Origin of the sequence: Burkholderia sp. Ac-20345, assembly GCF_017104825.1 — a bacterium.
GTDB classification, from domain to species: Bacteria; Pseudomonadota; Gammaproteobacteria; order Burkholderiales; family Burkholderiaceae; genus Burkholderia; species Burkholderia lata_B.
The window spans coordinates 35,130-58,274 of the sequence record NZ_JAAGPO010000011.1; the positions used below are offsets into that span (position 1 = coordinate 35,130).

39 protein-coding genes and 1 tRNA gene are annotated in these 23,145 nt (G+C 63.5%); 21 read left to right on the forward strand and 19 right to left on the reverse strand.

Features of this window, described 5'->3' with window-relative positions; translation table 11 throughout:
- Positions 1 to 3: 3 nt before the first annotated feature.
- The 7 genes from ssuC to G3O06_RS07530 all read left to right on the forward strand — a co-directional run bounded on the left by ssuC (position 4) and on the right by G3O06_RS07530 (position 3,936).
- Positions 4 to 816: an aliphatic sulfonate ABC transporter permease SsuC gene (ssuC, locus tag G3O06_RS07500; RefSeq protein WP_069247868.1), complete on the forward strand. Its 813-nt coding sequence runs from the start codon at positions 4 to 6 to the stop codon at positions 814 to 816.
- A complete protein-coding gene (locus G3O06_RS07505; protein WP_205815596.1) occupies positions 813 to 1,772 on the forward strand; it encodes an ATP-binding cassette domain-containing protein in 960 nt (319 codons plus the stop codon). The genes ssuC and G3O06_RS07505 overlap by 4 nt, the downstream gene beginning before the upstream one ends.
- A 57-nt stretch (positions 1,773 to 1,829) precedes the next feature.
- A complete protein-coding gene (locus G3O06_RS07510; RefSeq protein WP_006476104.1) occupies positions 1,830 to 2,045 on the forward strand; it encodes a TOBE domain-containing protein in 216 nt (71 codons plus the stop codon).
- 142 nt (positions 2,046 to 2,187) lie between these two features.
- Positions 2,188 to 2,385, forward strand: a complete 198-nt coding sequence (locus G3O06_RS07515) for a hypothetical protein (protein ID WP_027787628.1) — start codon at positions 2,188 to 2,190, stop codon at positions 2,383 to 2,385.
- 55 nt (positions 2,386 to 2,440) lie between these two features.
- The gene (locus tag G3O06_RS07520; RefSeq protein ID WP_174912474.1) at positions 2,441 to 2,686 is read left to right on the forward strand and encodes a hypothetical protein; all 246 of its coding nucleotides are present in this window, start codon (positions 2,441 to 2,443) and stop codon (positions 2,684 to 2,686) included.
- 130 nt (positions 2,687 to 2,816) lie between these two features.
- Positions 2,817 to 3,803, forward strand: a complete 987-nt coding sequence (gene dusA, locus G3O06_RS07525; RefSeq protein WP_241019586.1) for a tRNA dihydrouridine(20/20a) synthase DusA — start codon at positions 2,817 to 2,819, stop codon at positions 3,801 to 3,803.
- Between the two features lie 57 nt (positions 3,804 to 3,860).
- Positions 3,861 to 3,936 (forward strand) — tRNA-His (locus tag G3O06_RS07530).
- 84 nt (positions 3,937 to 4,020) lie between these two features.
- On the opposite strand, the gene G3O06_RS07535 is transcribed toward G3O06_RS07530, so the two are convergent.
- The 18 genes from G3O06_RS07535 to G3O06_RS07620 all read right to left on the reverse strand — a co-directional run bounded on the left by G3O06_RS07535 (position 4,021) and on the right by G3O06_RS07620 (position 13,379).
- A complete protein-coding gene (locus G3O06_RS07535; protein ID WP_205815598.1) occupies positions 4,021 to 5,223 on the reverse strand; it encodes a hypothetical protein in 1,203 nt (400 codons plus the stop codon).
- Entirely contained in the window at positions 5,192 to 5,419 is a 228-nt protein-coding gene (locus G3O06_RS07540) for a DUF4224 domain-containing protein (RefSeq protein WP_205815599.1), read from the reverse strand. Before G3O06_RS07540 ends, G3O06_RS07535 begins: the two co-directional genes overlap by 32 nt.
- Positions 5,416 to 6,105: a hypothetical protein gene (locus G3O06_RS07545; RefSeq protein ID WP_205815600.1), complete on the reverse strand. Its 690-nt coding sequence runs from the start codon at positions 6,103 to 6,105 to the stop codon at positions 5,416 to 5,418. Before G3O06_RS07545 ends, G3O06_RS07540 begins: the two co-directional genes overlap by 4 nt.
- A 3-nt stretch (positions 6,106 to 6,108) precedes the next feature.
- Positions 6,109 to 6,483, reverse strand: a complete 375-nt coding sequence (locus tag G3O06_RS07550; protein WP_241019573.1) for a hypothetical protein — start codon at positions 6,481 to 6,483, stop codon at positions 6,109 to 6,111.
- Positions 6,480 to 6,677 (reverse strand): hypothetical protein, encoded by a 198-nt coding sequence (locus tag G3O06_RS07555; RefSeq protein WP_205815601.1) that lies wholly within the window; start codon positions 6,675 to 6,677, stop codon positions 6,480 to 6,482. Before G3O06_RS07555 ends, G3O06_RS07550 begins: the two co-directional genes overlap by 4 nt.
- Positions 6,674 to 7,576, reverse strand: a complete 903-nt coding sequence (locus tag G3O06_RS07560; protein ID WP_205815602.1) for a phage Gp37/Gp68 family protein — start codon at positions 7,574 to 7,576, stop codon at positions 6,674 to 6,676. Before G3O06_RS07560 ends, G3O06_RS07555 begins: the two co-directional genes overlap by 4 nt.
- Entirely contained in the window at positions 7,573 to 8,091 is a 519-nt protein-coding gene (locus G3O06_RS07565) for a hypothetical protein (protein ID WP_205815603.1), read from the reverse strand. Before G3O06_RS07565 ends, G3O06_RS07560 begins: the two co-directional genes overlap by 4 nt.
- Positions 8,092 to 8,207: 116 nt before the next feature.
- Positions 8,208 to 9,065: a DUF2303 family protein gene (locus G3O06_RS07570; protein WP_205815604.1), complete on the reverse strand. Its 858-nt coding sequence runs from the start codon at positions 9,063 to 9,065 to the stop codon at positions 8,208 to 8,210.
- A gap of 26 nt (positions 9,066 to 9,091) precedes the next feature.
- On the reverse strand, positions 9,092 to 9,433 hold the full coding sequence (locus tag G3O06_RS07575) for a hypothetical protein (RefSeq protein WP_205815605.1): 342 nt from the start codon (positions 9,431 to 9,433) through the stop codon (positions 9,092 to 9,094).
- 74 nt (positions 9,434 to 9,507) lie between these two features.
- Entirely contained in the window at positions 9,508 to 9,696 is a 189-nt protein-coding gene (locus G3O06_RS07580; protein ID WP_205815606.1) for a hypothetical protein, read from the reverse strand.
- A gap of 1 nt (position 9,697) precedes the next feature.
- Positions 9,698 to 10,852: a RecT family recombinase gene (locus tag G3O06_RS49635; protein ID WP_346779493.1), complete on the reverse strand. Its 1,155-nt coding sequence runs from the start codon at positions 10,850 to 10,852 to the stop codon at positions 9,698 to 9,700.
- A gap of 6 nt (positions 10,853 to 10,858) precedes the next feature.
- Positions 10,859 to 11,749 carry a lambda-exonuclease family protein gene (locus G3O06_RS07590; protein ID WP_205815607.1) on the reverse strand — a complete coding sequence of 297 codons (891 nt, stop codon included), beginning with the start codon at positions 11,747 to 11,749 and terminating at the stop codon, positions 10,859 to 10,861.
- The gene (locus tag G3O06_RS07595) at positions 11,746 to 12,243 is read right to left on the reverse strand and encodes a hypothetical protein (protein WP_205815608.1); all 498 of its coding nucleotides are present in this window, start codon (positions 12,241 to 12,243) and stop codon (positions 11,746 to 11,748) included. The genes G3O06_RS07590 and G3O06_RS07595 overlap by 4 nt, the downstream gene beginning before the upstream one ends.
- Positions 12,243 to 12,425 carry a hypothetical protein gene (locus G3O06_RS07600; protein ID WP_205815609.1) on the reverse strand — a complete coding sequence of 61 codons (183 nt, stop codon included), beginning with the start codon at positions 12,423 to 12,425 and terminating at the stop codon, positions 12,243 to 12,245. The genes G3O06_RS07595 and G3O06_RS07600 overlap by 1 nt, the downstream gene beginning before the upstream one ends.
- Positions 12,422 to 12,646, reverse strand: coding sequence for a hypothetical protein (locus G3O06_RS07605; protein ID WP_205815610.1), 225 nt, complete (start codon positions 12,644 to 12,646; stop codon positions 12,422 to 12,424). The genes G3O06_RS07600 and G3O06_RS07605 overlap by 4 nt, the downstream gene beginning before the upstream one ends.
- Entirely contained in the window at positions 12,643 to 12,975 is a 333-nt protein-coding gene (locus tag G3O06_RS07610) for a hypothetical protein (RefSeq protein ID WP_205815611.1), read from the reverse strand. The genes G3O06_RS07605 and G3O06_RS07610 overlap by 4 nt, the downstream gene beginning before the upstream one ends.
- Positions 12,976 to 12,983: 8 nt before the next feature.
- Positions 12,984 to 13,145, reverse strand: a complete 162-nt coding sequence (locus G3O06_RS07615; protein WP_205815612.1) for a hypothetical protein — start codon at positions 13,143 to 13,145, stop codon at positions 12,984 to 12,986.
- Between the two features lie 12 nt (positions 13,146 to 13,157).
- Positions 13,158 to 13,379, reverse strand: coding sequence for a hypothetical protein (locus tag G3O06_RS07620; RefSeq protein ID WP_205815613.1), 222 nt, complete (start codon positions 13,377 to 13,379; stop codon positions 13,158 to 13,160).
- A 2,036-nt stretch (positions 13,380 to 15,415) separates the two neighbouring features.
- Here G3O06_RS07620 and G3O06_RS07625 point away from each other — a divergent pair.
- From G3O06_RS07625 to G3O06_RS07660, 8 genes are read left to right on the forward strand one after another with little or no spacing between them, the layout of a single operon-like run.
- Positions 15,416 to 15,676: a helix-turn-helix transcriptional regulator gene (locus G3O06_RS07625; protein WP_205815614.1), complete on the forward strand. Its 261-nt coding sequence runs from the start codon at positions 15,416 to 15,418 to the stop codon at positions 15,674 to 15,676.
- Positions 15,676 to 15,957, forward strand: a complete 282-nt coding sequence (locus G3O06_RS07630) for a ribbon-helix-helix protein, CopG family (protein WP_205815615.1) — start codon at positions 15,676 to 15,678, stop codon at positions 15,955 to 15,957. Before G3O06_RS07625 ends, G3O06_RS07630 begins: the two co-directional genes overlap by 1 nt.
- Positions 15,950 to 17,494, forward strand: a complete 1,545-nt coding sequence (locus G3O06_RS07635; protein WP_346779494.1) for a DNA methyltransferase — start codon at positions 15,950 to 15,952, stop codon at positions 17,492 to 17,494. The genes G3O06_RS07630 and G3O06_RS07635 overlap by 8 nt, the downstream gene beginning before the upstream one ends.
- A 13-nt stretch (positions 17,495 to 17,507) precedes the next feature.
- A complete protein-coding gene (locus G3O06_RS48935; protein WP_241019575.1) occupies positions 17,508 to 18,635 on the forward strand; it encodes a hypothetical protein in 1,128 nt (375 codons plus the stop codon).
- Positions 18,632 to 18,832: a hypothetical protein gene (locus tag G3O06_RS07645; RefSeq protein ID WP_205815616.1), complete on the forward strand. Its 201-nt coding sequence runs from the start codon at positions 18,632 to 18,634 to the stop codon at positions 18,830 to 18,832. Before G3O06_RS48935 ends, G3O06_RS07645 begins: the two co-directional genes overlap by 4 nt.
- Entirely contained in the window at positions 18,829 to 19,152 is a 324-nt protein-coding gene (locus tag G3O06_RS07650) for a hypothetical protein (RefSeq protein ID WP_205815617.1), read from the forward strand. Before G3O06_RS07645 ends, G3O06_RS07650 begins: the two co-directional genes overlap by 4 nt.
- Positions 19,149 to 19,346: a hypothetical protein gene (locus tag G3O06_RS07655; RefSeq protein WP_205815618.1), complete on the forward strand. Its 198-nt coding sequence runs from the start codon at positions 19,149 to 19,151 to the stop codon at positions 19,344 to 19,346. Before G3O06_RS07650 ends, G3O06_RS07655 begins: the two co-directional genes overlap by 4 nt.
- Positions 19,346 to 20,002: a hypothetical protein gene (locus tag G3O06_RS07660; RefSeq protein WP_205815671.1), complete on the forward strand. Its 657-nt coding sequence runs from the start codon at positions 19,346 to 19,348 to the stop codon at positions 20,000 to 20,002. Before G3O06_RS07655 ends, G3O06_RS07660 begins: the two co-directional genes overlap by 1 nt.
- An 11-nt stretch (positions 20,003 to 20,013) precedes the next feature.
- Here G3O06_RS07660 and G3O06_RS07665 read toward each other — a convergent pair whose 3' ends face one another.
- Entirely contained in the window at positions 20,014 to 20,229 is a 216-nt protein-coding gene (locus G3O06_RS07665; protein WP_205815619.1) for a hypothetical protein, read from the reverse strand.
- Between G3O06_RS07665 and G3O06_RS48940 the strand changes: the two genes are divergently transcribed.
- From G3O06_RS48940 to G3O06_RS07695, 6 genes are all read left to right on the forward strand, one after another.
- Positions 20,229 to 20,855: an endonuclease domain-containing protein gene (locus G3O06_RS48940; protein ID WP_241019576.1), complete on the forward strand. Its 627-nt coding sequence runs from the start codon at positions 20,229 to 20,231 to the stop codon at positions 20,853 to 20,855. The genes G3O06_RS07665 and G3O06_RS48940 overlap by 1 nt on opposite strands.
- Positions 20,856 to 20,898: 43 nt before the next feature.
- The gene (locus G3O06_RS07675; RefSeq protein WP_205815620.1) at positions 20,899 to 21,528 is read left to right on the forward strand and encodes a DNA-binding protein; all 630 of its coding nucleotides are present in this window, start codon (positions 20,899 to 20,901) and stop codon (positions 21,526 to 21,528) included.
- A 92-nt stretch (positions 21,529 to 21,620) separates the two neighbouring features.
- On the forward strand, positions 21,621 to 21,836 hold the full coding sequence (locus G3O06_RS07680; RefSeq protein ID WP_205815621.1) for a hypothetical protein: 216 nt from the start codon (positions 21,621 to 21,623) through the stop codon (positions 21,834 to 21,836).
- Positions 21,837 to 21,987: 151 nt separating this feature from the next.
- Positions 21,988 to 22,518: a DUF2829 domain-containing protein gene (locus G3O06_RS07685; protein WP_241019577.1), complete on the forward strand. Its 531-nt coding sequence runs from the start codon at positions 21,988 to 21,990 to the stop codon at positions 22,516 to 22,518.
- A 2-nt stretch (positions 22,519 to 22,520) separates the two neighbouring features.
- The gene (locus G3O06_RS07690; protein ID WP_241019587.1) at positions 22,521 to 22,883 is read left to right on the forward strand and encodes a Gp49 family protein; all 363 of its coding nucleotides are present in this window, start codon (positions 22,521 to 22,523) and stop codon (positions 22,881 to 22,883) included.
- 55 nt (positions 22,884 to 22,938) lie between these two features.
- A complete protein-coding gene (locus G3O06_RS07695; protein WP_205815623.1) occupies positions 22,939 to 23,145 on the forward strand; it encodes a hypothetical protein in 207 nt (68 codons plus the stop codon).

Consider the following 23,145-nt stretch of genomic DNA (forward strand, 5'->3'; position numbering starts at 1 on the left):
GCGATGACAACGAAAACGTCGACGACGGGTGCGGCCGTGGCCGCCCGCGCATGGCGCGGCGTTGCGCCGTGGCTCGTGCCGCTCGCGCTGCTGGCGGCATGGGAAGTCGGCGCGCGCATCGGCTGGCTGTCGACCCGCGTGCTGCCCGAGCCCGTGGCGGTCGTCCGAGCGGCCTGGTCGCTCGTGACGTCGGGCGAAATGTGGGCGAACGTGAAAGTCAGCACCTGGCGCGCGCTGTTCGGTTTCGCGATCGGTGGCGGCGTCGGCCTTGCGCTGGGGCTCGCAACCGGTTTGTCGAAGGCGGCCGAGGTCGCGCTCGATTCGACGATCCAGATGATCCGCAACATCCCGGCGCTCGCGATGATTCCGCTCGTGATCCTGTGGTTCGGCATCGACGAGAAGGCAAAGCTGTTCCTCGTTGCGCTCGGGGTGTTCTTTCCGGTCTACATCAATACGTACCACGGGATCCGCTCGGTCGACGCGAACCTGATCGAGATGGCGAAGAGCTACGGCGTGCGCGGTTTTGCGCTGTACCGCGACGTGATCCTGCCCGGTGCGTTGCCGTCGATCCTCGTCGGCGTGCGCTTCGCGCTCGGGCTGATGTGGGTGATGCTGATCGTCGCGGAAACGATTTCCGCGCAATCGGGCATCGGCTACATGACGATGAACGCACGTGAATTCCTGCAAACCGACGTGGTGGTGGTCGGCATCCTGCTGTACGCAGTGCTCGGCAAGCTGGCCGACGTGCTGGCGAAATGGCTCGAGCGCGTGACGTTGCGCTGGCACCCCGCTTATCAATCAGGAGCAAAGGCATGAATGCGACGACTTCGGCGGCCGCCTACGGCCCGCTTGCCGGCGCAGACCTCGAGGCTGAACTTGCGCAGGCGCGCGTCGCGGACGGCGACGCACGGGACGCGGCGATCCTCGACCGTGACGGCGGCGCATCCGTCGTTCCGCTCGCGCGGCGGCGGGCAGGCAGCCCGGTACCCGACGATGCGGTCACGCTGTCGGGCGTCAGCAAGCGCTTCGGCGCACGCACGGTGCTCGACAACATGGAACTCGGCATCGCGCGCGGCAGTTTCGTCGCGATCGTCGGTCGCAGCGGCTGCGGCAAGTCGACGCTGCTGCGTCTCGTTGCCGGGCTCGAGCAGCCGAGCAGCGGTGCGCTCGTGACGCGCGGCGAGGGCGGCGGCGTGCTCGATACGCGGATCATGTACCAGGATGCGCGCCTGCTGCCATGGAAGACCGTGCTGCAGAACGTGATGCTGGGCCTCGGGCGCGGCGCGCGCGACCAGGCACGCGCGGTGCTCGATGAAGTCGGCCTGCTGGAGCGTGCGAACGACTGGCCCGCGCAACTGTCGGGCGGCCAGCGGCAGCGTGTCGCACTGGCACGCGCGCTCGTGCACCGGCCGCAACTGCTGTTGCTCGACGAGCCGCTCGGCGCGCTCGACGCGCTGACCCGCATCGAGATGCATGCGCTGATCGAGCGGTTGTGGCGTGAACATCGATTCACCGCGCTGCTCGTCACGCACGATGTGCAGGAGGCCGTCGCGCTTGGCGACCGCATCCTGCTCATCGAGCAGGGGCGTGTGGCGCTGGATCAGCCGGTGCCGCTCGACCGGCCGCGTGCCCGCGCATCGGCCGCGTTTGCGGCGCTGGAGGATCGCGTGCTGAAACGCGTGCTTGCCGGCGGGCCTGGAGTGGCCGACGAGGGCGCGGTGCATGACGCAGACAACGTTCGACCGGTCGGGCAGATCCGCTGGGCCGTTTAAATCCGGGCGGCAGCGGCCGCCCGTTCTGAGATCTTTTTCTTCGGAGCGATCAACCTGATGAGCATCACTGCAATCAACGTACGTAACCAGTTCAAGGGCAAGGTCAAGGAGATCATCCGCGGATCCGTGGTCTCCGAGGTCGACGTCGAGACGCCGTTCGGCATCGTCACGTCGGTGATCACGACCCGTTCGGTCGACGAACTCGAACTGAAGGTCGGCGCGGAAGTCGTCGCGCTCGTGAAATCGACCGAAGTATCGATCGCGCGCCTCTGAACTCGCGTGTCCTGCACCGGTGCGGCGCCGCGGGCAACCTGCCCGTTGGTGCCGCCCGGCATTTGCGCAGCGCGTTTGCCTTGGTATTCGACATCCGGATGAAGTGCTAGGATGGAGCGACACCGACGCCGGAGGCCAACGCATGACCCCCATCCTTTCCCCCGAAGCCATCGAGGCGCTGAAGTGGATCGACCAGTTCGGTGAAAGCCGGCCGGTTCCCGCCGCGTTCGACGACGTCGTCTACGCGTTGCTGAACGAGGGGCTGATCTACCAGGCGGCGGCCGACCGGGTCGACCTGACCGCCGATGGCAAATCCTTTTTATCCGACGAATACGATTGAGCGCACGGCGCCGGACCGCCTGGGCGGCCGGCGCTGCGTCGCCACGGAGCGTACGATGGAACCGAGAGGCAGCGACCTCGGCGATTTCAGCGAGCCATACCGCGGCTTCGAGATCGAGGTGAAGACCGAGCAGGTCTGGGACGGCGAGCATGCGCATTACCGTGTGCTGCAGGGTGAGGCCGTGCGGATCGACTGGCGGCTCGTCAAGGTCGACGGGATACTGCTGACCGAACGACGCGTGATCGAGCGCGTGCTCGACGAGGCGCGGCGGGCGGTCGATGCGGAGCTGGGCGAGGGGTAGCGCGCGTGCCGGGCAGGCACGGCCCGTCTTGCGGTAAAATACCGGGTTGTTTCCGCGCCGTCTGGCCTGTTGCCCGAAATCCATGTCCGTATCGTCCTCGCTTCCTCCCCGCCGCGTATCCGTCGCGCCCATGCTCGACTGGACTGACCGCCATTGCCGGTCGTTCCACCGTACGCTGACGCGCGACACGTGGCTGTATACGGAGATGATCACGACGGGCGCGCTGCTGTTCGGCGATGCTCAGCGGCATCTCGCGTTCACGCCGAACGAATCGCCGGTCGCGCTGCAGTTGGGTGGCAGCGAGCGCGACGATCTCGCGCGTGCCGCGAAGCTCGGTGAGCAGTGGGGCTACGACGAAATCAACCTGAATTGCGGATGCCCGTCCGAGCGTGTGCAGCGCGGCGCGTTCGGCGCGTGCCTGATGAACGAGCCGCAACTCGTTGCCGACTGCGTGAAGGCGATGAGCGATGCGGTGTCGGTGCCGGTCACGGTCAAGCACCGGATTGGTGTCGACGCGGTCGAGGACTACGCGTTCGTGCGCGACTTCGTCGGCACGGTGGCCGAGGCCGGCTGCAAAACGTTCGTCGTGCATGCGCGCAATGCGATCCTGAAGGGGCTGTCGCCGAAGGAGAATCGCGAGATCCCGCCGCTCAAGTACGACTATGCGTATCAGTTGAAGCGCGATTTTCCGTCGCTCGAGATCGTCATCAACGGTGGCATCACGACGCTCGACGAAGTCGCGCAGCATCTCGAACATGTCGACGGCGTGATGCTGGGCCGCGAGGCGTATCACAACCCGTATGTGCTTGCGGAGGTCGACACGCGCTTCTACGGATCGACCGCAGCGGTGCCGACGCGCGAAGAGGCCGAGGCGAAGCTGATCGAATACTGCGCGGCCGAACTGAAGCGCGGGACCTACCTCGGCGCGATCGTGCGGCACGCGCTCGGGCTGTATCGCGGCATGCCCGGCGCGCGCGGCTGGCGTCGCGTGCTGTCCGACAACAAGAAGCTTGCGCGCGCCGATCTGGCCGTGTTCGACGAGGCGCGCGCGCATCTGAACGAGGCAGAAGAAGTTTTTGAAAAAAAAGCTTTGCAAGATTCAAAAGTGTTCGTATAATCTTGTTCTTCGCTGCTGAAACACAAAAGCAGCGAAGAACAAAAAGCAGTAACAGTGGTGGCTGTAGCTCAGTTGGTAGAGTCCAGGATTGTGATTCCTGTCGTCGTGGGTTCGAGTCCCATCAGCCACCCCAAAATTCTCAAACAAAACAGGCACTTAGGTGCCTGTTTTGCTTTCCACGATATGAATTTCGGAACGAAAAACCGAATTTCGGAATTCATTCTGTTGCGTCCGCAGCTTTTACCTTCCGTCTATCGTAGTGCCGATGCGTCGTGCCCGGGTTCGAGTGCGCTGCGAAATCGTATGCGTCGGCATCTCGATTCGAGAGCTTCGTCGTAATTGCCGCAGGGCGAATGTCCTGTAGCGAAAAGTAATCGGCGTGCTTCGTCAGCATCAACTCCATGCCACCCTTGACCGGCCGGTTGATTCGGTTCGCGATTCGCTGCGCCGCCTCGCGCATCTTCTTTACCTCGAATTCCTTCGCGATCTCGACGTCGTACGCGCCGATGTACGCATACATCGCGTCCTGCCACACTGACGACCATCCGCTTTTCGAATACATCTGCCCCTTGCGGTTCGGGAAGAGAAACAGGCTGTCGACTTTCCGGCCGCGCTTCGCACGCTCGACCACGGTGCGCAGTCGCGGCGACCAGTGTCGGAGCTTCACGGTCTGAGCTTCACCTTTTTTTCGTTTTGCGCCGACGACACGCACGCCGGCGTCGGTCAGTCCGGACGTGTGATACGGGCGTACCTCTGCGGCGCGAAACCCGGTGAGGTAGGTGAACATCGCGGCGAGGCCCATAGTGCGATATGCCTGTTCCTGTCGAAGCGCCCACACGTAGAAGCGCAGCACTTGGTGCCGCTCGATCGCCCGCACGTCCTTCTCGGCCTTGTTCTGCATCATGCCGACAAACGGGTTTGCCTTGATGAGCCCCCAGCGGATCCAGTAATTGCACATCGTCGACATCAGCGCCATGTCTTTGTTGGCGCCGATCGGCGCGCCGGCCTTCGCGCGTGCATCGAGAAACTGGTAGCCGTGGATGGTTTCGAGCCGTTGCGGTGCCATGCGGCCGAAGAAGCGCGTTAGGCGATCGTACGCGGAATCGCGCACGGCCTTGCCGTCGCGCGATTGATCGCGGAAATGGTCCACGTCGACGTCGTCGCGGAACCGCTCGATCGCCTGGCCGACTGAGCCGGCAACGATCGCGCCTTCTTGAATGTCGATCGCGCGACGCTTCGCTGTACGCTCGGCGAGTGCGATCGCCGAGCGATCTCCGCGCGGTGCGCTCGCGAGTGTTTCCGACCGGCCGTCGGGGTACTTGTACCAGAACGAGACTTTCCGCGCGCCGGTACGTCGGTACAGTCGATCGATCCCGGTCGATTCATTTTCACGCGAATGCTTGGAGGTTCGGGCCGGCATCGTATCTTGCGGTTTTCGTTTCAATGGATAGGCCGAGCTTCTTGTCGCGGTATGCTCGTGCGACCTTTGGCAGGCCGGTTTTGTCGACGACGAATCGCCAGTGATTCTGTTCGAGCCATCGAGTCATCGCGGCGCGCTGGTTCGCTTTGCAGCCGACGAGGTCGGCGAGCTCGTGAGCGGTGAGGTAGTCGCTCATTGTTGGATCCTCCCGAACTCAACGACCCACACCCACGGGTTGGTGCTCCAACCGTGGCCGCGCTCGGTGTTGAGGCTGTCCCAGAGATCCGCGTAGACGACGCGTGGATCGTGGTCGGCACCGCCGAGATATTGATCACCCTGGCTCACCACATAGCGGCCGGATGCCGGCAGGATGAGCAGTCCTTCGGCCACGGCGTCGTCGTGGCTGATGTCCTGCAGCCGCTCGACGCGAACGCTGGTCACTTCCAGAAGCGTGCGCGCAGCGGCGCGCGGCATGAAAATCGACGGGCGCCGCCACCACGCCGGCGTCGCTCCACCGCGAGCAGCATTCGGCACGGCGCCGTCGAAGCGATATTTGCGGCCGGTCTCGACCGTCATGTCGACGAAGTGCCACTCGTCGCGCCCCTTCTTCGCGCTGTAGCGCGTCTCCCATCGGCCGAATGCCACATACGACTCGCGCACCCAGAGCCTGCCGCCGGGTGTGCCGTAGGGGCAGTGGATTGAAATATCCTGCAGCTTTGGCAACAGAAGGCCATTGAGTGGCCGCCCCAACCATTCGCCCATCAGGTTGCCCTGCGGGCTGACTTCGGGCTGTGGCTTCACAACGCGCCGCGTCTGGGTCTTCCGGCCTTCGAGGATCGCGCGGACCATCGGGTGCGCGAAAAGGATTGGGAGTTCTTTCATTTTCTATTGCTCGCGTCCCAGCAGCTCGATCACGGTGTCGCCGGTATCGACGAAGTAGTAATCGGAATCCGTCAGGTTGTTGATCAGGAAGCGCTCGAATTCGGCGGCCGGCGTGGTTGATTGAATGCGCCGCCATTTCGCCGTCGGCCCACGCCACGTCGGATCGACGCCGGCGGCGCGTGCGGCCGCGAGATTGTGGTGTCCGTCGATGAGCAACCGATACGGCCTCCCGCGCAGCGTCACGTCGGCGACGTGCACGATGAACACCATGAACTTGGCAGCCTTGTCCGCAACGAGCGCCGGGTCTCGATGACGCTGCGACGAGATCAGCGGGGCACTTGATGTCGACGCGTCCAGTCTCACGGGGCGTTTGGTCATAGGTCGAGCTCCTTCGTCTCGGCGAACGTCGTCGTCGCGAGACGCACCATTTCCCCGATGTTGGTCGACAGCTTCCACGACGGATAAGTGGTGGAGAGCTGCTGCTGCAGGTTCTTCCATTCTCCAAGCGTCATCGTCATGGTGAGCGTCATCGGTACGGCGTCCGGCCGCTGAATCTTGAATTCGGATTTCATCGGGCCTCCGGGAACTCGTCATGCGTGCGGCCGTCGAGCAGCCGGCCGGCAGCGCGCTTGCCTACGCGTTCGGCGTAGTGGACGCGATCGCCGTTGAAGCCGTGGCCGCCGGCGAAATTGATCCATCGGCCAGGGCGGCGCGCCATCTGGCCGCAGCGGCGGCAATCCGGATCGTCGCGATCTCTGTCATAGGCGAGGGAGTGCTCACCCCATTGCTTGAACAGGAACGGCACGCCGGAGCGTTCGCACTGGTCGCGAAGCGAGCGGGCCCAGTCTGGGTGCATCGGCCGCGCACCGTGACCGCTTTCGCCGCCGCATATGATCCAGTCGGGCATCAGCTCGGCTGGGATCTCGCCCAGCACGCCGAGCATCGGCTCGACGCTCCAGAAGCGCACGCGGGCCGGCACCGCGAGAAGCTTCTCAGCGTCTCTCAACATTTCCCGACGGCTGGTGATGGTCACGCCGAGCCAAACGTTATCCGGCGTACCGGCCGGAAACATGTCGACGAGCATCGCTGCGGCATTCCCGATTCGCTTTGTCAGCACCAGCCAGTCGAGATCGGGCGTCGCTTCGATGAGGGCCGCGAGGTCGCGCCTCCACTGCGCCGGCACTGCGTTGTCGAAGACGTCGGCGAGCGACGCGCAGAACACGCGCTGTCGACGACCGTGCGCGGCGAAGAACTCGGCGTGCGCGGCGTTCCACACGAGCGGCTTCCGCCAGTTCGCAGAAGATGTGCGGCGGCGCGGCGCCCCCGGTCCCCAGTTCACGGCCGTGCCGCCAGCGAAGCGCGCGTTGCGCGTCTCGGCGTAGCAGTGATCGCAACCGGGGCCGACCTTCTGGCATCCTTCCCACGGATTGAAGGTGTGATCCGTCCATTCGATCTTGCTGTTCTGGCTCATGCCGTCACCCCGCGGGCAGCGTAGTACGCGACGTCGCCGGCGACCGCGACGAGCGGCGACGATCCCGTCGTGTGCGAGAGCAGTTGTTTAACCGCCTCGTCGAACTTCGCATGACCGCGAGTAAGCCCCATGCGCGCGAAGTGCCGCTCGACTATGCGCTCGGCTTGCTCGCGCGTCATGTCGACGAACACACGTTGACCTTCGTGGGGCTCGTAGTTGGCGTTCGACTCGTCGGCGGACGGGTTCGCGTGATAGAGCGTCGGGGCGCCGCAGGACGGGCAGGGGATAGCGAACGGGGTGACGCCGTCACGGCTGTTCCAGATCCGCTCACGGTGGCCGCATTCGCATGCGTACCACGTCAGAGCATGGGCTTCGGCGTGTAGGCGCGACACGTCGGCCGCCGCTTGCTCGGTCGTCTTGCCAGCCTGCGCGAGCAGCTTATTGTGGTGGCGTTCATGGGCGCGGCGCTGGCTGCGAGAGCTGTTCGTGTGGCGCGGTTTCTTGTATGGATGCATTGTGGTTCGGAGTGCGAAAAAGCGAGCGCTGTACGAGCCGCCCGTAAAAATTCCGAGGTACTTGTACCGGCTTCGAGGCGTTGCCGCCTCTGCGGATGCCGGCGGCCGCAGAACGGTTACCGGGCGAACGGGTCGCCGAAAAAGAACGGATTGCCGGTTTTTTCGCGGATGGTCGAGATCACGCCGTTCGCGGCAGCTTCCAGCACCTTGTCGAAGCGAATCAGTTCGTAGGTGAACGTCAGCTTGGCATCACGCACGCGGTAGCGCAGACGAGCGTCGATTCGATAGGCGTCCCCGTTACGGAACACTGGAATCCCGATTGCGAAGCGTTCGAACAGTTGCATGCGTTGCAGCGTCGCATCGTCGTCGTCCTGGACGAACGACAGATTCTGGCCGCCGTTCTGAAGCCGCACCGCGCTTTTGAATCGGAAGTCCTGCGTCGCTTCAAAGGCGAGCGCCATTTCCAGCATCTGCGCGCCCGTCGGCAAGTTCTGACCGTCGGTCGGCCCGGCAATGTCCTTCGCGTTTTCTTCGATGAACGCGGCGAATTCGATCTGCGTAAGCGGCTTCTTGTGGTTCCCGATCCAGCGCTTCCACTCTTCGCTGAACTCCGGCTGAAACTTCGCGAGGTGATCGCGCCATGCAGCGCGCTCCGGATCTTCGCCGTGGTCGTTCAGAATTGCCGTGAATGCAACTTCGCCCTTCGGATAGTCGGCTTCGCACCAGACCGTCGAATCGGTGAGCGAGCCGTGTCGCTTCACGTACTCAATGAAGTCGTCAGGCGTCCGCAGACGAACCGATGCCGACTTGCGCAGCGGAGCGGCGAGATACTTCGAATCGTCGTACTCCTGCACCTTCCAGCCCGGCGGCAGGGCGACACGGCGAAGCGCAGCGCTAGTATTCGAGCCGATCTCGAGCGGGGTTTTCATTTCCCGCGCCAGCGTTTCGGCGATGTTGGTGTTCAGATCTTCCATGACTATCAAGTCTCCGGTTGGGAGGGTTAGGCCGTCTTGAGTTCAGACGGCGGGGTATCGGCCGTGTCGACGCGCTTCAGATCGAGCTTCTGCTGACGCGGATCGTCGGCTACGAGATTGCCTTCAGCCGTGGCGAACAGCATTGCCTCCATCGGTTCGTCGGCCGGCTTCTTGAGCACCGACTTTCCGGTCACGAGCATTGCGCCGCCACGGCTCGCCTTTTTGACGTTCAGCTCGATCGTCAACTTTCCAGTGCCGCCGTTCGTGTCGATCGTCCGGACGAGTTCAGAAAATTGCTCGCTCGCGTTATCGAGCAACATCCCGCCGGCGATGTGCCGCAGGACATCGGTTATCGGTCTGGTTGCCATACGTACTCCTATGCGCGTGTGGCGCGGTTGCGAATAAAAAGGGCCTACTCGCCTGAGCTTTCGGCCAACGGGGTCTATGCAAAGTGCTTGCTATGCAGCTCGTCAAGGCGCTCGACCTGCTTGTCGGACAGGTCAGTAACGTGTCCGGCACATCGAATCTTGTCGAGCTTGCGCACGAATTCCTGTTCCCACTCGGTCAGGTCGTTGGTGCCAATCAGCCCGGTAAGGCGCTCAATCATGGTTGCCGTACTGTAGAGACGCACGTTAGGCTCCGAGGAGGATCTCGCGGCGGTCCTGATATGCCTGATCCAGTTTGATGCGTTCCGCTTCCGGATAGGCGCGCGCTTCGTCAGCGATGACGGCAAGCACGTCTACGTCGTTGCACTGCTGAATGCGAGACAGCATTGTTTCGTACGGTGCAAGCTCGGGTGCGCCGTTGCCCGTCTGTTCCGCCTGCGCCGTTGTGGCTTGCTGTGTTCGCTCCTTCTCGGCGCGCACCTTCGCCTGGTAGGCCGCGCGCACGCGTTCTTTGTCAGCTCCGGTCGGCAGCTTCTCGATGTCCGCGATCGCGACCTTCAGCTCGTGCGCGGTTGTCGCGCTGGTGATGGCGGCGATCATGTCGTCCGCGGTCGGTCCGGCCGCATTGGGCGCGCCCTTCGATGCGAGCTTGTCGCGCAGCGACGTCGACTTCGATTGCGTCGCGCCCGCGGCCGCGCGCACTTCCTCGGCGCGGCCCATGTCGACAGGCTCGCGCGGGGCGCCTTCCTCGAGTTCGTCGGGTGTGTACACGCCAAGGATCACGTCAGGGCAGTACAGGCGCGACCAGCGCTTGACGGCGAGATACGCGAGCTGCTGTTTCGGGTCTTGGCCCCAGAGCGGCGAGTTGCGCACGCCTGCCTGAGAGAGCAGCAGGCGCAGCTCGCGGGGCTCCGCTTCGCCGCGGAACGTCGCCCACACGCGCACGCCGAGCCCGACCTCGTCGTCGATCGTCCAGTCGCGCACGATCCGCATTTCGCCCGGGTTGTTCTTCGCGGGCACCTCCTTGAACCGGCCGGCGATCCGATCCCACTCGCCGAACCATTCGTAATTCATGCGGCCGGTGACGGGCGCGCGGGCAGTGATTACCGCGTTGACGAGCTGTGCCTCATAGCCGAGCGTGCCGCTCACGAGGTGCGTTTTTTGCGCGACGGCGAACGGGTTCATGCCCCACTGCATCGACTGCATGGCGATGGCAAAGCAGTCGCCGCGGTTGCCCTGCAGGTGCTTCGGGACAGTGGCGCGCCCGGTTGCCATGATGTCTGCGACGCGTCCGATCGATTCGATGGTCGCGATGTCGAGAACCATGTCCGATGTGGACAGGGGCGTCGCGATCGGATTCGTAGCGAACGAGACGCGGTCGGATTGGAGTGCGGTTTCCATGCTCGGTTATTCCTTGGCCTTGGTGAATCGGAAGTCGACGTACTCGCTTGCTTCGACGGCGTAGGGCTTGCGCGCCACGGTCTTGCGTGTGTACTTGCCGACGCCGGCGAGTTCGCCGACAGCAGCGTTGCCCATCGCTTCGAGGATGTGGTTCTTCGCGGCGTCGCTGACGGACTCGTAGACCTTCCTGCGTTCGTCCGCGTCGCGCTTCACGGCGTGCCAGTGCGAGATTTCGGCGGGCAGGACGATCGCGTCGCCGTCGGTCCCGGGATACATGCGCTTGAGCAGTGCTTCGGTCGTCGCATGTTCGTAGTCGAGGGACGGCGCTTCCTCGCGCTGGACGTACTGCCAGAAGGCATACTCGCGCTCGATGATCGTTTCCTCGAGCTCGGCGTCGCGCTGGATGATGTACGTGCAGAGCTTGTTTCCGCCGACGCACGCGGCGAGGTGCCACTCGGGAAAGTCGAGCACGATCATGTAGTGGTGGCACTGCATGAGGTATTCGTCCGGCACCTGGTCCGTGCCGGGCTCACCCCATTCGCCGAAGCGGAACGCCATTGAATCGACGTTCTTGCATTCGAGGCCGCGCCGCGCGCCTACGACGAGGCGATCGACGTTCGCGCGCATCCACGGGTATTTCGGATGCTCGATGCTCGCGTTCCGGCGCTGCACCTTGACGCCGTTGCGACGAGCGTATTCGCGCGCGATGATCTCTTCCATCAGGTTGCCGAAGCGGATCCGCTCGATGTCGTCGAGGTTTTCCGGCTGCAGGCGGCCGGTTTTCTCGGCCCAGAGCTGGTACTGCGTTTTGTAGCGGCTGACGCCGAGCGCGGCGGCGGCATCGCTGCCGCCGATGCCGGCCTGACGGTCGGCGAGCCATTGTTCACGTGCGTTCATGCTTCCCATTCCTTGAAGTCGGCCGGCAGACCGTTCACGGCAAAACCGGCTTGTTGATAGGCCCAGACCGCGAGGGCGGTCATGTGGGGCGTCCAGCGAATTTCGATAGAGGCGGCCGGCGACGCGGCCGCGGCTGGCGACGGTGCGGCGAAGGCGATCAGGTTCTTGACGCCGCGATCGGCGACTTTCGCGCCGGCAACGGGAAACCGCGTGATCCACTTGCCGGTACCGGGCCAGAAGTCGACGATGCCGCGGGCCGTACGCACGATGAGGTGCGCGGCGCCGTTGCGCACGTCGAAGTCGTAGCCGTTCTCGCGCAGCAGCCGGTTCGACTGCTCGCGGTTGCGTGCGCGGCGCACCTGGCCGTCCGACATCAGGCTGTCGCTTTCGCTGCACTCGTTGCACGCGACCGCGTAGCCGACGGGCTCGCCGAGCCACGCGCCGCAGACTTCGCAGCAAGAGCCGTCGAGCATCGATTCAGCGATCTCGCCCATCACGCGCCTCCGACGCGAAGCGCCACGGCGAGCCACATAGCTGCGCCGGCGCCGCCGCCATAGACGGCGATCCAGAATGCCGCCGCGAGCGCGCGGTGTAGACGAGACGGGCGGTGCGTGGCGGCGCGCAACAGCGCGTTGTCCGGAGCGGGACGCAGCAGCAGGAGGCGGGCGGTTTTCATGCGCCGCCTCGTATCGTTTGCGTGGTGCGTTCGGTCTGCATGTCGTCGGCGCCGTCGCCTGCCGCGACGTAAACGTACAGAGCGAGCAGGGAGGCGATGAACAGGGCGATCGGCGCGGCGAAGCTGGCGCGCTGTCCGGCCGCCGTGCGCAGGTTGAGGCGGCACAGGCTGATTCCGGCGAGCAGCCAAGCGATGCCGACGATGGACAGATTGATCGTCATACGTCACTCCGCGAATCAGCGATGGCTTGCGCGTCGGCGGCGCGAATGCGCGCGACTTCGGCGTCGACGGCCCGGTTGAACGCATAGATCAGGACGAGCCCGGCTTCGCGCGGATCTCCGTCGAGGCATGCCCGGACGCAGCGGACGTGCGCGGATTCCGGGAGTGCGTACAGCGCGGCGGCAATCTCGGCCACGCCGACAGCATCGGTCGCATCCTGCTCGAGCGACGCCTCGTGGTCGGCCGCGTCGGTGAGCGCCGCATGTTCGCGATCGACCAGACCGCCGAGGATCTGGCCGGCGCGCGAGAGCAAAAGGGATTGAGGGCGCATGGCGTGCCTCACAGACGGCCGCGAGCCTTGCGGCGCACTTCGGCCGCCTGGTCGCGCTGATTGCGTCGGTCGGTGTGCTCGAGCTTGTCGAAGGTGTCGAGCAGGAACGCGTCGTACTTCCGCTTCTCGGCCGCCTTCCGCGCGGCACGGATCGATTGAGATTTGCGCATTGCGTGCCTCGCTCAGAACGGCAGAAGGGGCAACACGCGCGGCAGCGGTACGACCGTCAGATTGCCGTGCGGAATGCCTTGCTCTTCCCAGAATGCGATCGCGCATTCCTGCGCATGCGCCTCGGTTGCTGCCAGCGCGCCGTCGATCGTGACCGACTCGATGTACGAGCCGGCTGCGAAACTGACCTTCCAGTCATTCGCACTACGAATCATGTCGTTGATTTTCTTCTGCATGGTTCATCCATCGAAAGATGTTCGATGACAACAGAGGATTGGGGCGGAGCGCGATAGACCGACGACGCGTCGGTGCGCGCACCCTCCCCAAACCCCTAGTTGTCAAAGAACGAGCGCCTTGGCTACAGGCTGCGGCGCGTTGCGTGACGCAGCGGGGTGGGCTACGTTGGGATGGATATTAGAAGTTCTCTTTTAATGAGTCAAGAGAACTTCTAATACGTCTTGGCGGAAATTTGTAACAGCCGACGATCGTTTGGCCTGGAGGGTTGCCACGAGTCGCCCCTGAGGCCATGCGACCTATCACGCTCGTCGAGCGGCTGCATGTGGAGGGAAGGGTGATCCGGAATCTGGACGAGACGTGTACCGGCTGGCGGAGGCGCCGGGGCGGTTCGAGGATGATCAGATTGCGCTACTGACTTCGGTCGGCGCGACGCTCTGGCGGGAGGGGTTCGAGCGGCGGAGTTGAAAAGCTCCGCAAGTAGTGTCGCGGTCGGTCTCAGGCGACCAAGCGGTGTCGGATTTTGCGCTCTAGCGCATCTCGAGCGTCGATTGAGTCCACCATGTCATTCAAGGCATTCATCAGACGCCGAAGATCGCTTGCGCCGACTTCGCTGGCATTCCGGAATACGAATATAGGATCGCAAAACAGATATGCACAATAGGGCGCGAATTTATTGCGTGTTAATTAATGTCAAGCTAAGGCGTGTTGCAAAAGGGTGGTGACGCGTTGTAAAAGGGCGGTACGGCGTTGCAAAAGGGGGGTGACGTGTTGCAAAAGGGTCGTATATCGGAATTCCTGTCAGAGTTGACAGTAGGTTAATCCTTAAAATGTAAGGAAAACCTCAAACTAAATTAGTCGACAATTTGTTGTGACGGCACAACAAAACGCGTTATTCGTGCACTCGCATTATTGTCGTGGTGGGTTGTCCTGACCAGGTAATATCCCTTATTCGCCAATAGCTTGAGAGCAAACGTTTGCCGATCTCCGCGCAGACGATGTTTTGCAAGGTCCCCTTTGACGAAATTTGACTGTCCGAAATGATGCGTCGAAAAGTTTCATTTTTCGATACGATGAATGCGAGCTTTCAGCCGGCTTTACCGGAAGGTGCCTGTGCCGACGCGGCGCGGACATCGATCCGATAGTCGTCGGACGATAGCAGTTGAAGGCTCCCCATTTTCGGGACTAAACTGCTGTATATGCATACAGTGGTTTGGCTTGTAATCGACGTGCGGGGTGAAGGGTGAAGGGAGTAGCGAAAACGACTAAGCCTCGGTTCAAGCCGGGGGACACGGTGCGCGTCACGACGGCTTGGAACGTACTTGTGAAAGGAGAGCTCGTGCTGGTCCGTAGGCCGCACACTGCGACTGAATGGATTATTGGGCTCGACCGCCCGGTGTTGAGCATAAGTGAGGATCGGTGCGGTTACGTTATAACGCGCACGCTGATAGCTGACGACTGGGCACTCGAACCACTAGGCGGCGAGTCGGCGTCACGCCACATTGATGAGGTTGCTACGGATTCAGCCGTCCCAGAGGTTCGTTTTCGTCCGGAAGCATCCGAAGCATAAATTTGAAGGTTTGGGCGGGCTCCCCGGATCTGTCGGCTCTTAGGATGGCCTCAATAACCTCGCGGGCCGCCGGGCTGACTTCCGCCAAATCGATGCTTCCGTGGCTCGGCGGAACATCTCGTGCGAGCGTAGGGCTGATGTGACTTGGGTCTGCCCCTATCCGTGCGCAGATTGCCAGGAGCGCCCGTACATTGAGAGGGATGACGCCGCGGAAGTACTGGCTTATGAGTCCCTGCGTTCCCAAGCCAGTCTCTTCGGCGAGCCATGTTTGCGATGCGCCGGGATGCTCGCTCTTGTAGCGGTTCCACGCCGCAACCAAGCGGTCACGGTCCGCCAACTCTTCCACCGTCAAAGGGCGCTTTTCTACTGTAGCCATAGGCGAATGCTAAATAGCGTGACTAATATTTGCGTGACTCGATGATTAGAAGTTCTCTTGACCCAAGGTGATAGAAATTCTAATATTCGTGCATGAACAACGTCCGCCACCTTCGGAAGACCCTCCAGCTCTCCCAAGCTGAGTTAGCTGCTGGGATTGAAGTTACGCAATCCGCGCTCTCCCACTACGAGAACGGCAACTGCGATCCACTTGTTGAGACGGCGCGCCGACTGATTAGCTTTGCAGGAGCGCGAGGCTTTGTTTGGACGCTAGAAGACGTGTACGCGTCTCCCGACCACGCCGTAGCGGCTGCCCAGTCACCGGCACCGACTCCGAGTGCGGAGGCCGTGTGATGCCCGACGACATCAATGATGAAGTGCTGTTCGCACGCTCGGGCACGTCGCACCCGCTCGGCAAACTCTGCGAAATCGAAAAAGCCCCCGTCCCTGAGATCGTCAGCGACGTCATCACGCAGCGTGCGCGCGCCGCGGGCATGAGCCGTTCCGAGCTGATCCGCGACGTGCTGTGCTGGTGGGCGTGTCCCGACGACATGGAAAGGTTACTCGCCGAGCGGCGCCGCGTCGCGGCCATGAATAGGCCCGGAAATGGTACTGACGGGGACGGCGATGCGTGAAGGAGTTGCGCATTGCCTTGTGGGCGATTGTCGCGAGGTTTTGCGCACGCTTGGCGACGCTTCAGTGGACGCGATCGTGACCGATCCGCCCTACGAGCTCGGATTCATGGGAAAGGCTTGGGACCGCACCGGCGTCGCGAACGACGTCGTGGTGTGGGCCGAGTGCCTTCGTGTGTTGAAGCCCGGCGGTCACTTGCTGGCGTTTTCCGGCTCGCGCACGTATCACCGCATGGCGTGCGCAATCGAGGATGCAGGATTCGAGATCCGCGACCGGGTTCGCTTCGAGTGCAGTCCCGACACGAAGTATGGTCCGCTCTGGGAAAGCTTGAACGCCGAGCAGCGCGGCGCCCTGTTGGAACTGCTGAACGAACAGATTGGTTTGGGCTCCGAACTCGCATGGGAATACGGCTCCGGCTTTCCGAAGTCGCTCGACGTGTCGAAGGCGATCGATAAGGCTGCGGGCGCAGAGCGGGAGGTGTTGGCCGAAGGTAAGGCCGTAAAGCGGATGATTCCCGGCGCCGACCAGAATGCGACTGGTTCATGGATCAAAGACAACGGCCGCGAATACGTGCCAACCGTGACGGCGCCGGCGACGGATGCCGCGCGCCAGTGGGACGGTTGGGGCACTGCGCTTAAGCCGGCGCACGAGCCGATCGTCGTCGCACGCAAGCCGCTTGAGGGGACTGTCGCGGCGAACGTGCTACAGCACGGCGTCGGTGGACTGAACATCGATGCATGCCGCGTGCCATCTGGCGAAAGCACGGTTCGATCAAGAACGGAGAACGACTTTGGGCTCGTCAACGACGACGGATGGACGCCGACGCCCGGAACGAATGGAAGCGAGTCGGGCCGCTGGCCCGCGAACGTGATCCACGACGGCTCTCGTGAAGTGCTCGATGAGTACGCTACATTCGGCGAGCGGGGCGCCGCTGCGCCCGTGCATCGCCGCGGGAGCGACAAGTTTCGATCGACCTATGGCGCTTTCGCCGGCAATGTCGACGAGCACGGCTCGACGTTCCACGGCGATGCAGGGAGCGCGGCGCGCTTCTTTTACTGCGCGAAGGCATCGCGCGCCGACCGCAACGAGGGCGTCGGCGGCAGCGACGCGCCGGCCGTCGAAACGAACGCGACCATGCGCGAGCGCGAGAACGCGGACTGGCCGGCACGCAACGGGAACCACCACCCGACCGTCAAGCCGACCGAGCTGATGGCTTATCTCGTGCGTCTCGTAACGCCGCCTGGTGGAACCGTGCTCGATCCGTTCATGGGTTCCGGTTCGACCGGCAAGGCGGCTATGCGCGAGGGATTCCGTTTCATCGGTGTTGACGTCATGCCGGAATACGCCGCGATCGCGCGTGCGCGCATCCAGCACGAATGGCAACGACAGGAAGCGCTGCGCGCGCGGCCGGTGCAACTTGATCTTCTCGTGGACGCCGGGTCGGCTACGGCGCGCGCACCTTCCGAGCTACCGACCGTCGGCACGCGGCCACCGCCGCGCACGCCGATCGTGCTGTCGGACGACGAGCTTCCGTATTAAGGACCGAACGCGTATGACTGATTCACTACGTCCGACGCCGTATCCGGCGGATACGCGAGCGAAGGGCTGGCGATTTGAGCTGGACCATGAACGCATTCGCCAGTCCGACACGTGGGCTCTTGCTGCGCCTGAGATCCGGCCGTGGCTGCTGATGCTTTGGATGACCGCGTGGGAACAGACGCCCTGCGGAAGTCTTCCGGCCGACGATGAGCTGATTGCCGTGCGTCTCGGGATGCCGATGGACCAGTTCGTTGCGAACAAGAACCGCTTGCTGCGTGGCTGGTGGCGAGCTGACGACGGCCGGCTGTATCACGACACCATGACAGAGCGTGTCCGCGAAATGCTGGCGCACCGGGACGGCGAGCGCACGCGGAAAGCCGCGCAGCGGACGGCTAAGAAAACCAAGGCTGCGACCGGTGCTCAAGCGCCGTCCGTAGACGTCCATTTGTCCCACGGGACAGAGCCGGGACACACTCAGGACTCCCATGATTTGTCCCATGGGACAGGCGCGGGACTACCCCGGGAATCCGACACCGGAACCGGAACCAGTACCGGTAAACCCATAGGTTCTAACGACGACGTAGGGAACTTGATACGTGGTGGGGGTGTGGATAACTCGCCGCCGCCGTCGGATGTTGCGCAGAGCGAAAGCGGTGCTCAGGAGCGTCTGAAGGGTGGTGTTGCTACGACCCCATTGGGTGAGTCAAACGAAGGGCATGGCGGTGGCGCAGGCCGCGCGACAGCGGCATTGCCGACTGCGCTCCCCCCCGACGAGATCGTGGCTTTGCTGACGCAGTGGGAATTCGAACGCGGCAAGACCCCGCGCTTTGATGTCTCGGACACGACGGTGGCGATGTGGAGCCTGACGGCCGCACAGCTGCGCAGAGCCTACGACCTCGCAGTCACCGAGCGTACGCAGAAGCACGACCGAACGGCCGTGAACGCTGGTTTCCTCGATGCGTTCGTCGCGAAGGCGACGGCGCCACCGCGCGCCGTCGTGAAGCCGCTGCGATCGATGACCGATGTTGAGCTCGAGGCGGAGGGCCGGCGCCTCGGTGTGAGCACGCACGGCCTCGCACGCGACCAGTGTGTCGCGAAACTGGACGCCGCCAGAAGGGCGCCGGGAGGGCTTGCGGCATGAGCGACCGAATCGTCACGCGATGCCGGCGCTGCCGCAAGGAAACCGAGGTGTTCGGGTCGAGCTGGTGCGCTGGCTGCCACTACCCGGGCATCGATCGCGACTGGCAACGATATCTCGACCTCGTCGAGGAAGGCTATCCGCGATACCAAGCGCGAATCATGGCCGGCTTGGCCGACCCGGAGGACGGTGAACGATGAGTATCGACCCGAAGGCATGGGCGCGGCGGCTTGTCGCCGAGTACGAGACGGGCCAACCGACGAAGCCGACGAACGTCTACCGCGTTGCGTATGACGCGCTCGGCAAGGCGTTTCCCGAAGGCGGAATTGTTCAGGTTTGTTCAGGTGACGTTCAGGTTTCCCGCGAACCTGAACAAACCGCATCCGCACCGCCCGCAGTGCAGAGCCGCGCAGCAGCGATCGCCCGGCCCGCGTGGCGTGCGTCTACCCCGGTGCCGCGACATGCACCGATCGAAAACCCATGGTGGGATTCCACCGACCGACGCGAGGATTTCGCATGAGCAACATGGCAGGCTGGCGCGTTGTGCGCCTCAACGGTAAGCGGCACGTCATTCCGCGCGGCGATCTGCGCGAGCACGCGCCGAACGGTTGCTCGTGCAACCCGACTGCGGATGACGAGGATCCGGACGTGATTGTGCATAGCGCGTTCGATGGCCGCGAGGCGTTCGAAACCGGTGAACGGAAGGTGTCGTGATGAGCAAACAACAGACGAACTGCGCTGATGCGCTGACGGACGATCGCATCGACGCCGTTTGGAGCGCGCTTCCGGGCATCCGCATCCACAACGAAGCAGTCACGAAAGGCATCGACACGCGAGTCGCCCTTCGGCGTGCATTTGCTCGCGCCATCCTCGCAGCGCGGTTCGACGCGCTTCCGGCGCCTGAGCAGGCAGCGTTCGAAATTGCTCTGGACGCGCTCGCCGAATATCAGCGGAACTGGGATACCGGCTTGCCTGCCGAGTATGCGCAAGGCGAGCGGATCGCGATGGAGTGCGCGTGCGAAGCCGTCCGCGCAGCCTTGGAGGAAGCCCGGGCCGCATCTGCCAATGAGGCGTGCGCGGACGCGTTCGAAGCATGGCACGGCGATCCTGCCCGCAAGGTCTATGTCGGCGACAAAGAATCGGCGCGCATCGGTTGGCGGGCCGCACTCTCCGCTCGGGCAGCGGGGCCGACGGACGACGACAAGCTCTGCGCGGAGCGGTATCGGTGGCTGCGGGCCCAGTACTGGAACGAATCATCGTTGTTCGTGGTGGCTGGTCATCACTCCCTTGTCCGTCTCGGTGCCGACTGTCCAAACGGCGAGCGCCTGGACGCCGTCATCGACGCCGCCCGCGTAGGGGAAAGCCGATGACAGTGGCTTCGCTACTCGCCTCGCGCCCACGCCTCGACGTCAGGGTCGAACCGTTTGCCTGCCGCCATCCGCTCCCGGAACCACGCTCGGTCGGACTCTTCCTCTTCCTCGATCGTCGGCCGGCCTTTTGCCTTCCGCATGGCGTTCATGCGGGCGATGTCGATGTGCGTGTCTGCCGCGATAGCTGCGATCGCCGTCGCGTTCCCGTAGCCGATCTCGTCGGCCATTGCTCTGTCGAAAAATTTGGTCATGCCACGTATATCGGCACCGACGTGAAGAAGTTGAGGGCGTACCAATGACCATGCGCAAACGCAATTCTGGCTACATCGGCACCGCGCGGATCCGTGACGAGATCGGGTGCAAGCCGGCGCCGATCTCCATGGTGCATGCATCGAGCGTCGGTAAAACATCGGTGATGCCTATGATCCTTGCTCAGATTGAGGGCGCAGCGCGGACGATGCATTCGTCGGCGCCGGTGCCGCTCGAATCTACGCTCGCGCGCATGGTTGGAGCCGGCAAGCGCGCAGCGGTACCGCGGGCGCCGAGCGCGATCGAGGAAATGTTCGCGATACACGCACGTGCAGCGCAGTTGCCGGCGCCCGCGCGCGAGTTCCAGTTCGACGCGTCGCGCCGCTGGCGCTTCGACTTTGCCTGGCCGGACGCCATGATCGCGGTCGAGGTGGAGGGAGGCACGCACGCCGGCGGCCGCCACACGCGCGGCGACGGCTACGCGCGCGATTGCGAGAAATATAACGCGGCGACGCTCGCCGGCTGGCGTCTGCTGCGCTTTCCGGGCGAACACGTACGCAGCGGCGCGGCGATCGCGACCGTGCTGCGCGCGTTCGGACGGTAGCGGGGAAAGGTGAGGATTTACGGGAATTGATGACGAGGGCTGCATGACCATTTTCGACCACGACGATACGACGACCGCGCCGCGCGCGGCGATTGAGCCGCTGTTCAAGAGCACCGAGCACGCGCTGCGCTACGCGTTCACGTACAGCACGCAGCAATACGGAAAGTCCGCCATGGCGGTGATGTACTCGCCGCCGGGCTCAGGGCGCGGGCTCGGCGGCATCGACGGCGCCGGACAGGCGGGCATGGTGCGCGCGGAGGTCGATAAGCTTTCGCCGGCGCAGCAGGCCGTGCTGATCGGTCGCTACGCGCCGCCGGATCTGCCGTGCGCGTGCGGCGCGGCATGCTGCTCGAAGCACCGTCCGAACAAGGAGTGGGCTGCGATGCTCGATTGGCTCGCGCGATACACGGCCGTGCTGTTCTCCGGTTGCCTGAGCAACGAACGGCTGCGCCGCGCGCTCGTGCGCAACGTGCTGACCGGGCAGCAATCGGAATACACCGCGCTCGGGAAGCAGTACGGCGTCGATCGCAACACGGTTGCTAAGCACGCGGCGATGATCGAGGCTGCGCTAATCGGTACGCGAGGCGAGAAGGGGGAGTTTGACCGCGCGTATGAGCGCGTCGACGACTTGCTGCACGACGCCGGATTGATCGGTCAGGTTGGCGACGCGTAGGCAGGGGAAAAGTAGCGCAAACGGTGAAAATCAAGATGGGGCCAAATCGATATACTCATTGACTCTCTTACAACTATCTTCCGGGGTACACGATGAGTATCAGTATCGAAGACCGTTTCGACATGACTCTGAATAGTCCGGGTTCGCTTTATGCTATCGACACGGCTGCTGTCGCCGCAGTGTTGACGTTCGAGCGAATCCACGAGCAATTGCACCGTCGCCAATCTGTTGAGCCGCAATATATCGCGGAGGTTGCGGCGCAACTCGCGGCGGGGGTCATGGCAGGTTCCGGCAAGGAGAACATTTGATCGCTTGACCTTTCAGCATTTCGTGCTGAAAATAGGCCCCATTGCACCGCCACAGGTGCGCCCGAAACCCGCCTAGTGCGGGTTTTTTCATTTCCACGCCCGCGTCAGGTTGCCCTGCGCGGGCGTTTTTCATTTCCACCCCGGAGCCGCGATGCCCGAAGCCCAGACCACTGACATGCCCCGATTCGTGGGCCTGAAGATCATCAACGCCCACCGCATGACCCGCGCCGAATACAACGCGTTTCGCGGATGGGCGTTGCCTACCGACGAGAACGGCGCCGACGAGGGCTATCTCGTCGAGTACGTCGACGGCGGCCCCGCCAACACCCCGCATTTCGCTGGTTACGTGAGCTGGTCGCCGAAGGATGTGTTTGAGCGTGCGTATCGCTCCGTTGCGGGACTGCCGTTCGGCCACGCGCTCGAGCTGCTGAAGCAAGGCAAGCGCGTCGCACGCGCGGGCTGGAACGGTAAGGGCATGTGGCTTGCCTACTCGCCGGGCTCGGCCGCGCTGCCGGCAGAGAAATTCTGGGCCGGCCCGAACCGCGACTATGCCGCGGCGAACGGTGGCACGGCCGACGTGCTGCCGTGCATCACGATGAAAACGGCGACCGGCGAGATCCTGATGGGCTGGCTCGCCAGCCAGACGGACATGCTGGCCGAAGACTGGACCGTCCTGGAGTGACCATGACCAAAGCTCAAGACCAATCGATCGAACAGGCCATTCAGGCTACCGGCCAGACCGGCCGCCGTGTGCGCATGGAACAGATCGACGCACTGGTGGAATCGCTCACGGTGCACGCGCAACGCATCGAAGGCACGTGCTCCACCATCGCGCTCGCCGTGCTGCCGAACGGATTCACGGTGGCGATCGGGCATTCCGCCTGCGTCGACCCGGCCTTGTTCAATGCTGAGATAGGCGTGCGGGTGTCGACCGACGACGCGCTGGCGCAAGCCCGAAAGAAGCTGTGGGAGCTGGAAGGCTACTGCCTGAAGAAGGTGCTTTCGAGCGTCCCGCTCGCCGACACGGCCGAAGCATCGGCGTCGTAATGCGCAACTGTCGATGCCGACGTCATTTTTCACGACACAGGAGGTCACGTATGGGATGCCCTTGCAAGAAGCGGTTGCCGCCCCCGCCGCCGAGGAAGCGCTGATGAAGATCAATCCCTGCGATCGCGAGGACAGCCGCATCGGCGCCGCGTTTGCTGCGCTCACCTACGGCACCGACTGCCGCTGCTGCATCGGCGCGCGTATCGTCGCGGCGCTCGTGTTCGGCCTCGTTGTTGGTGCGGCCGTCGCGCACGTCCTGTAA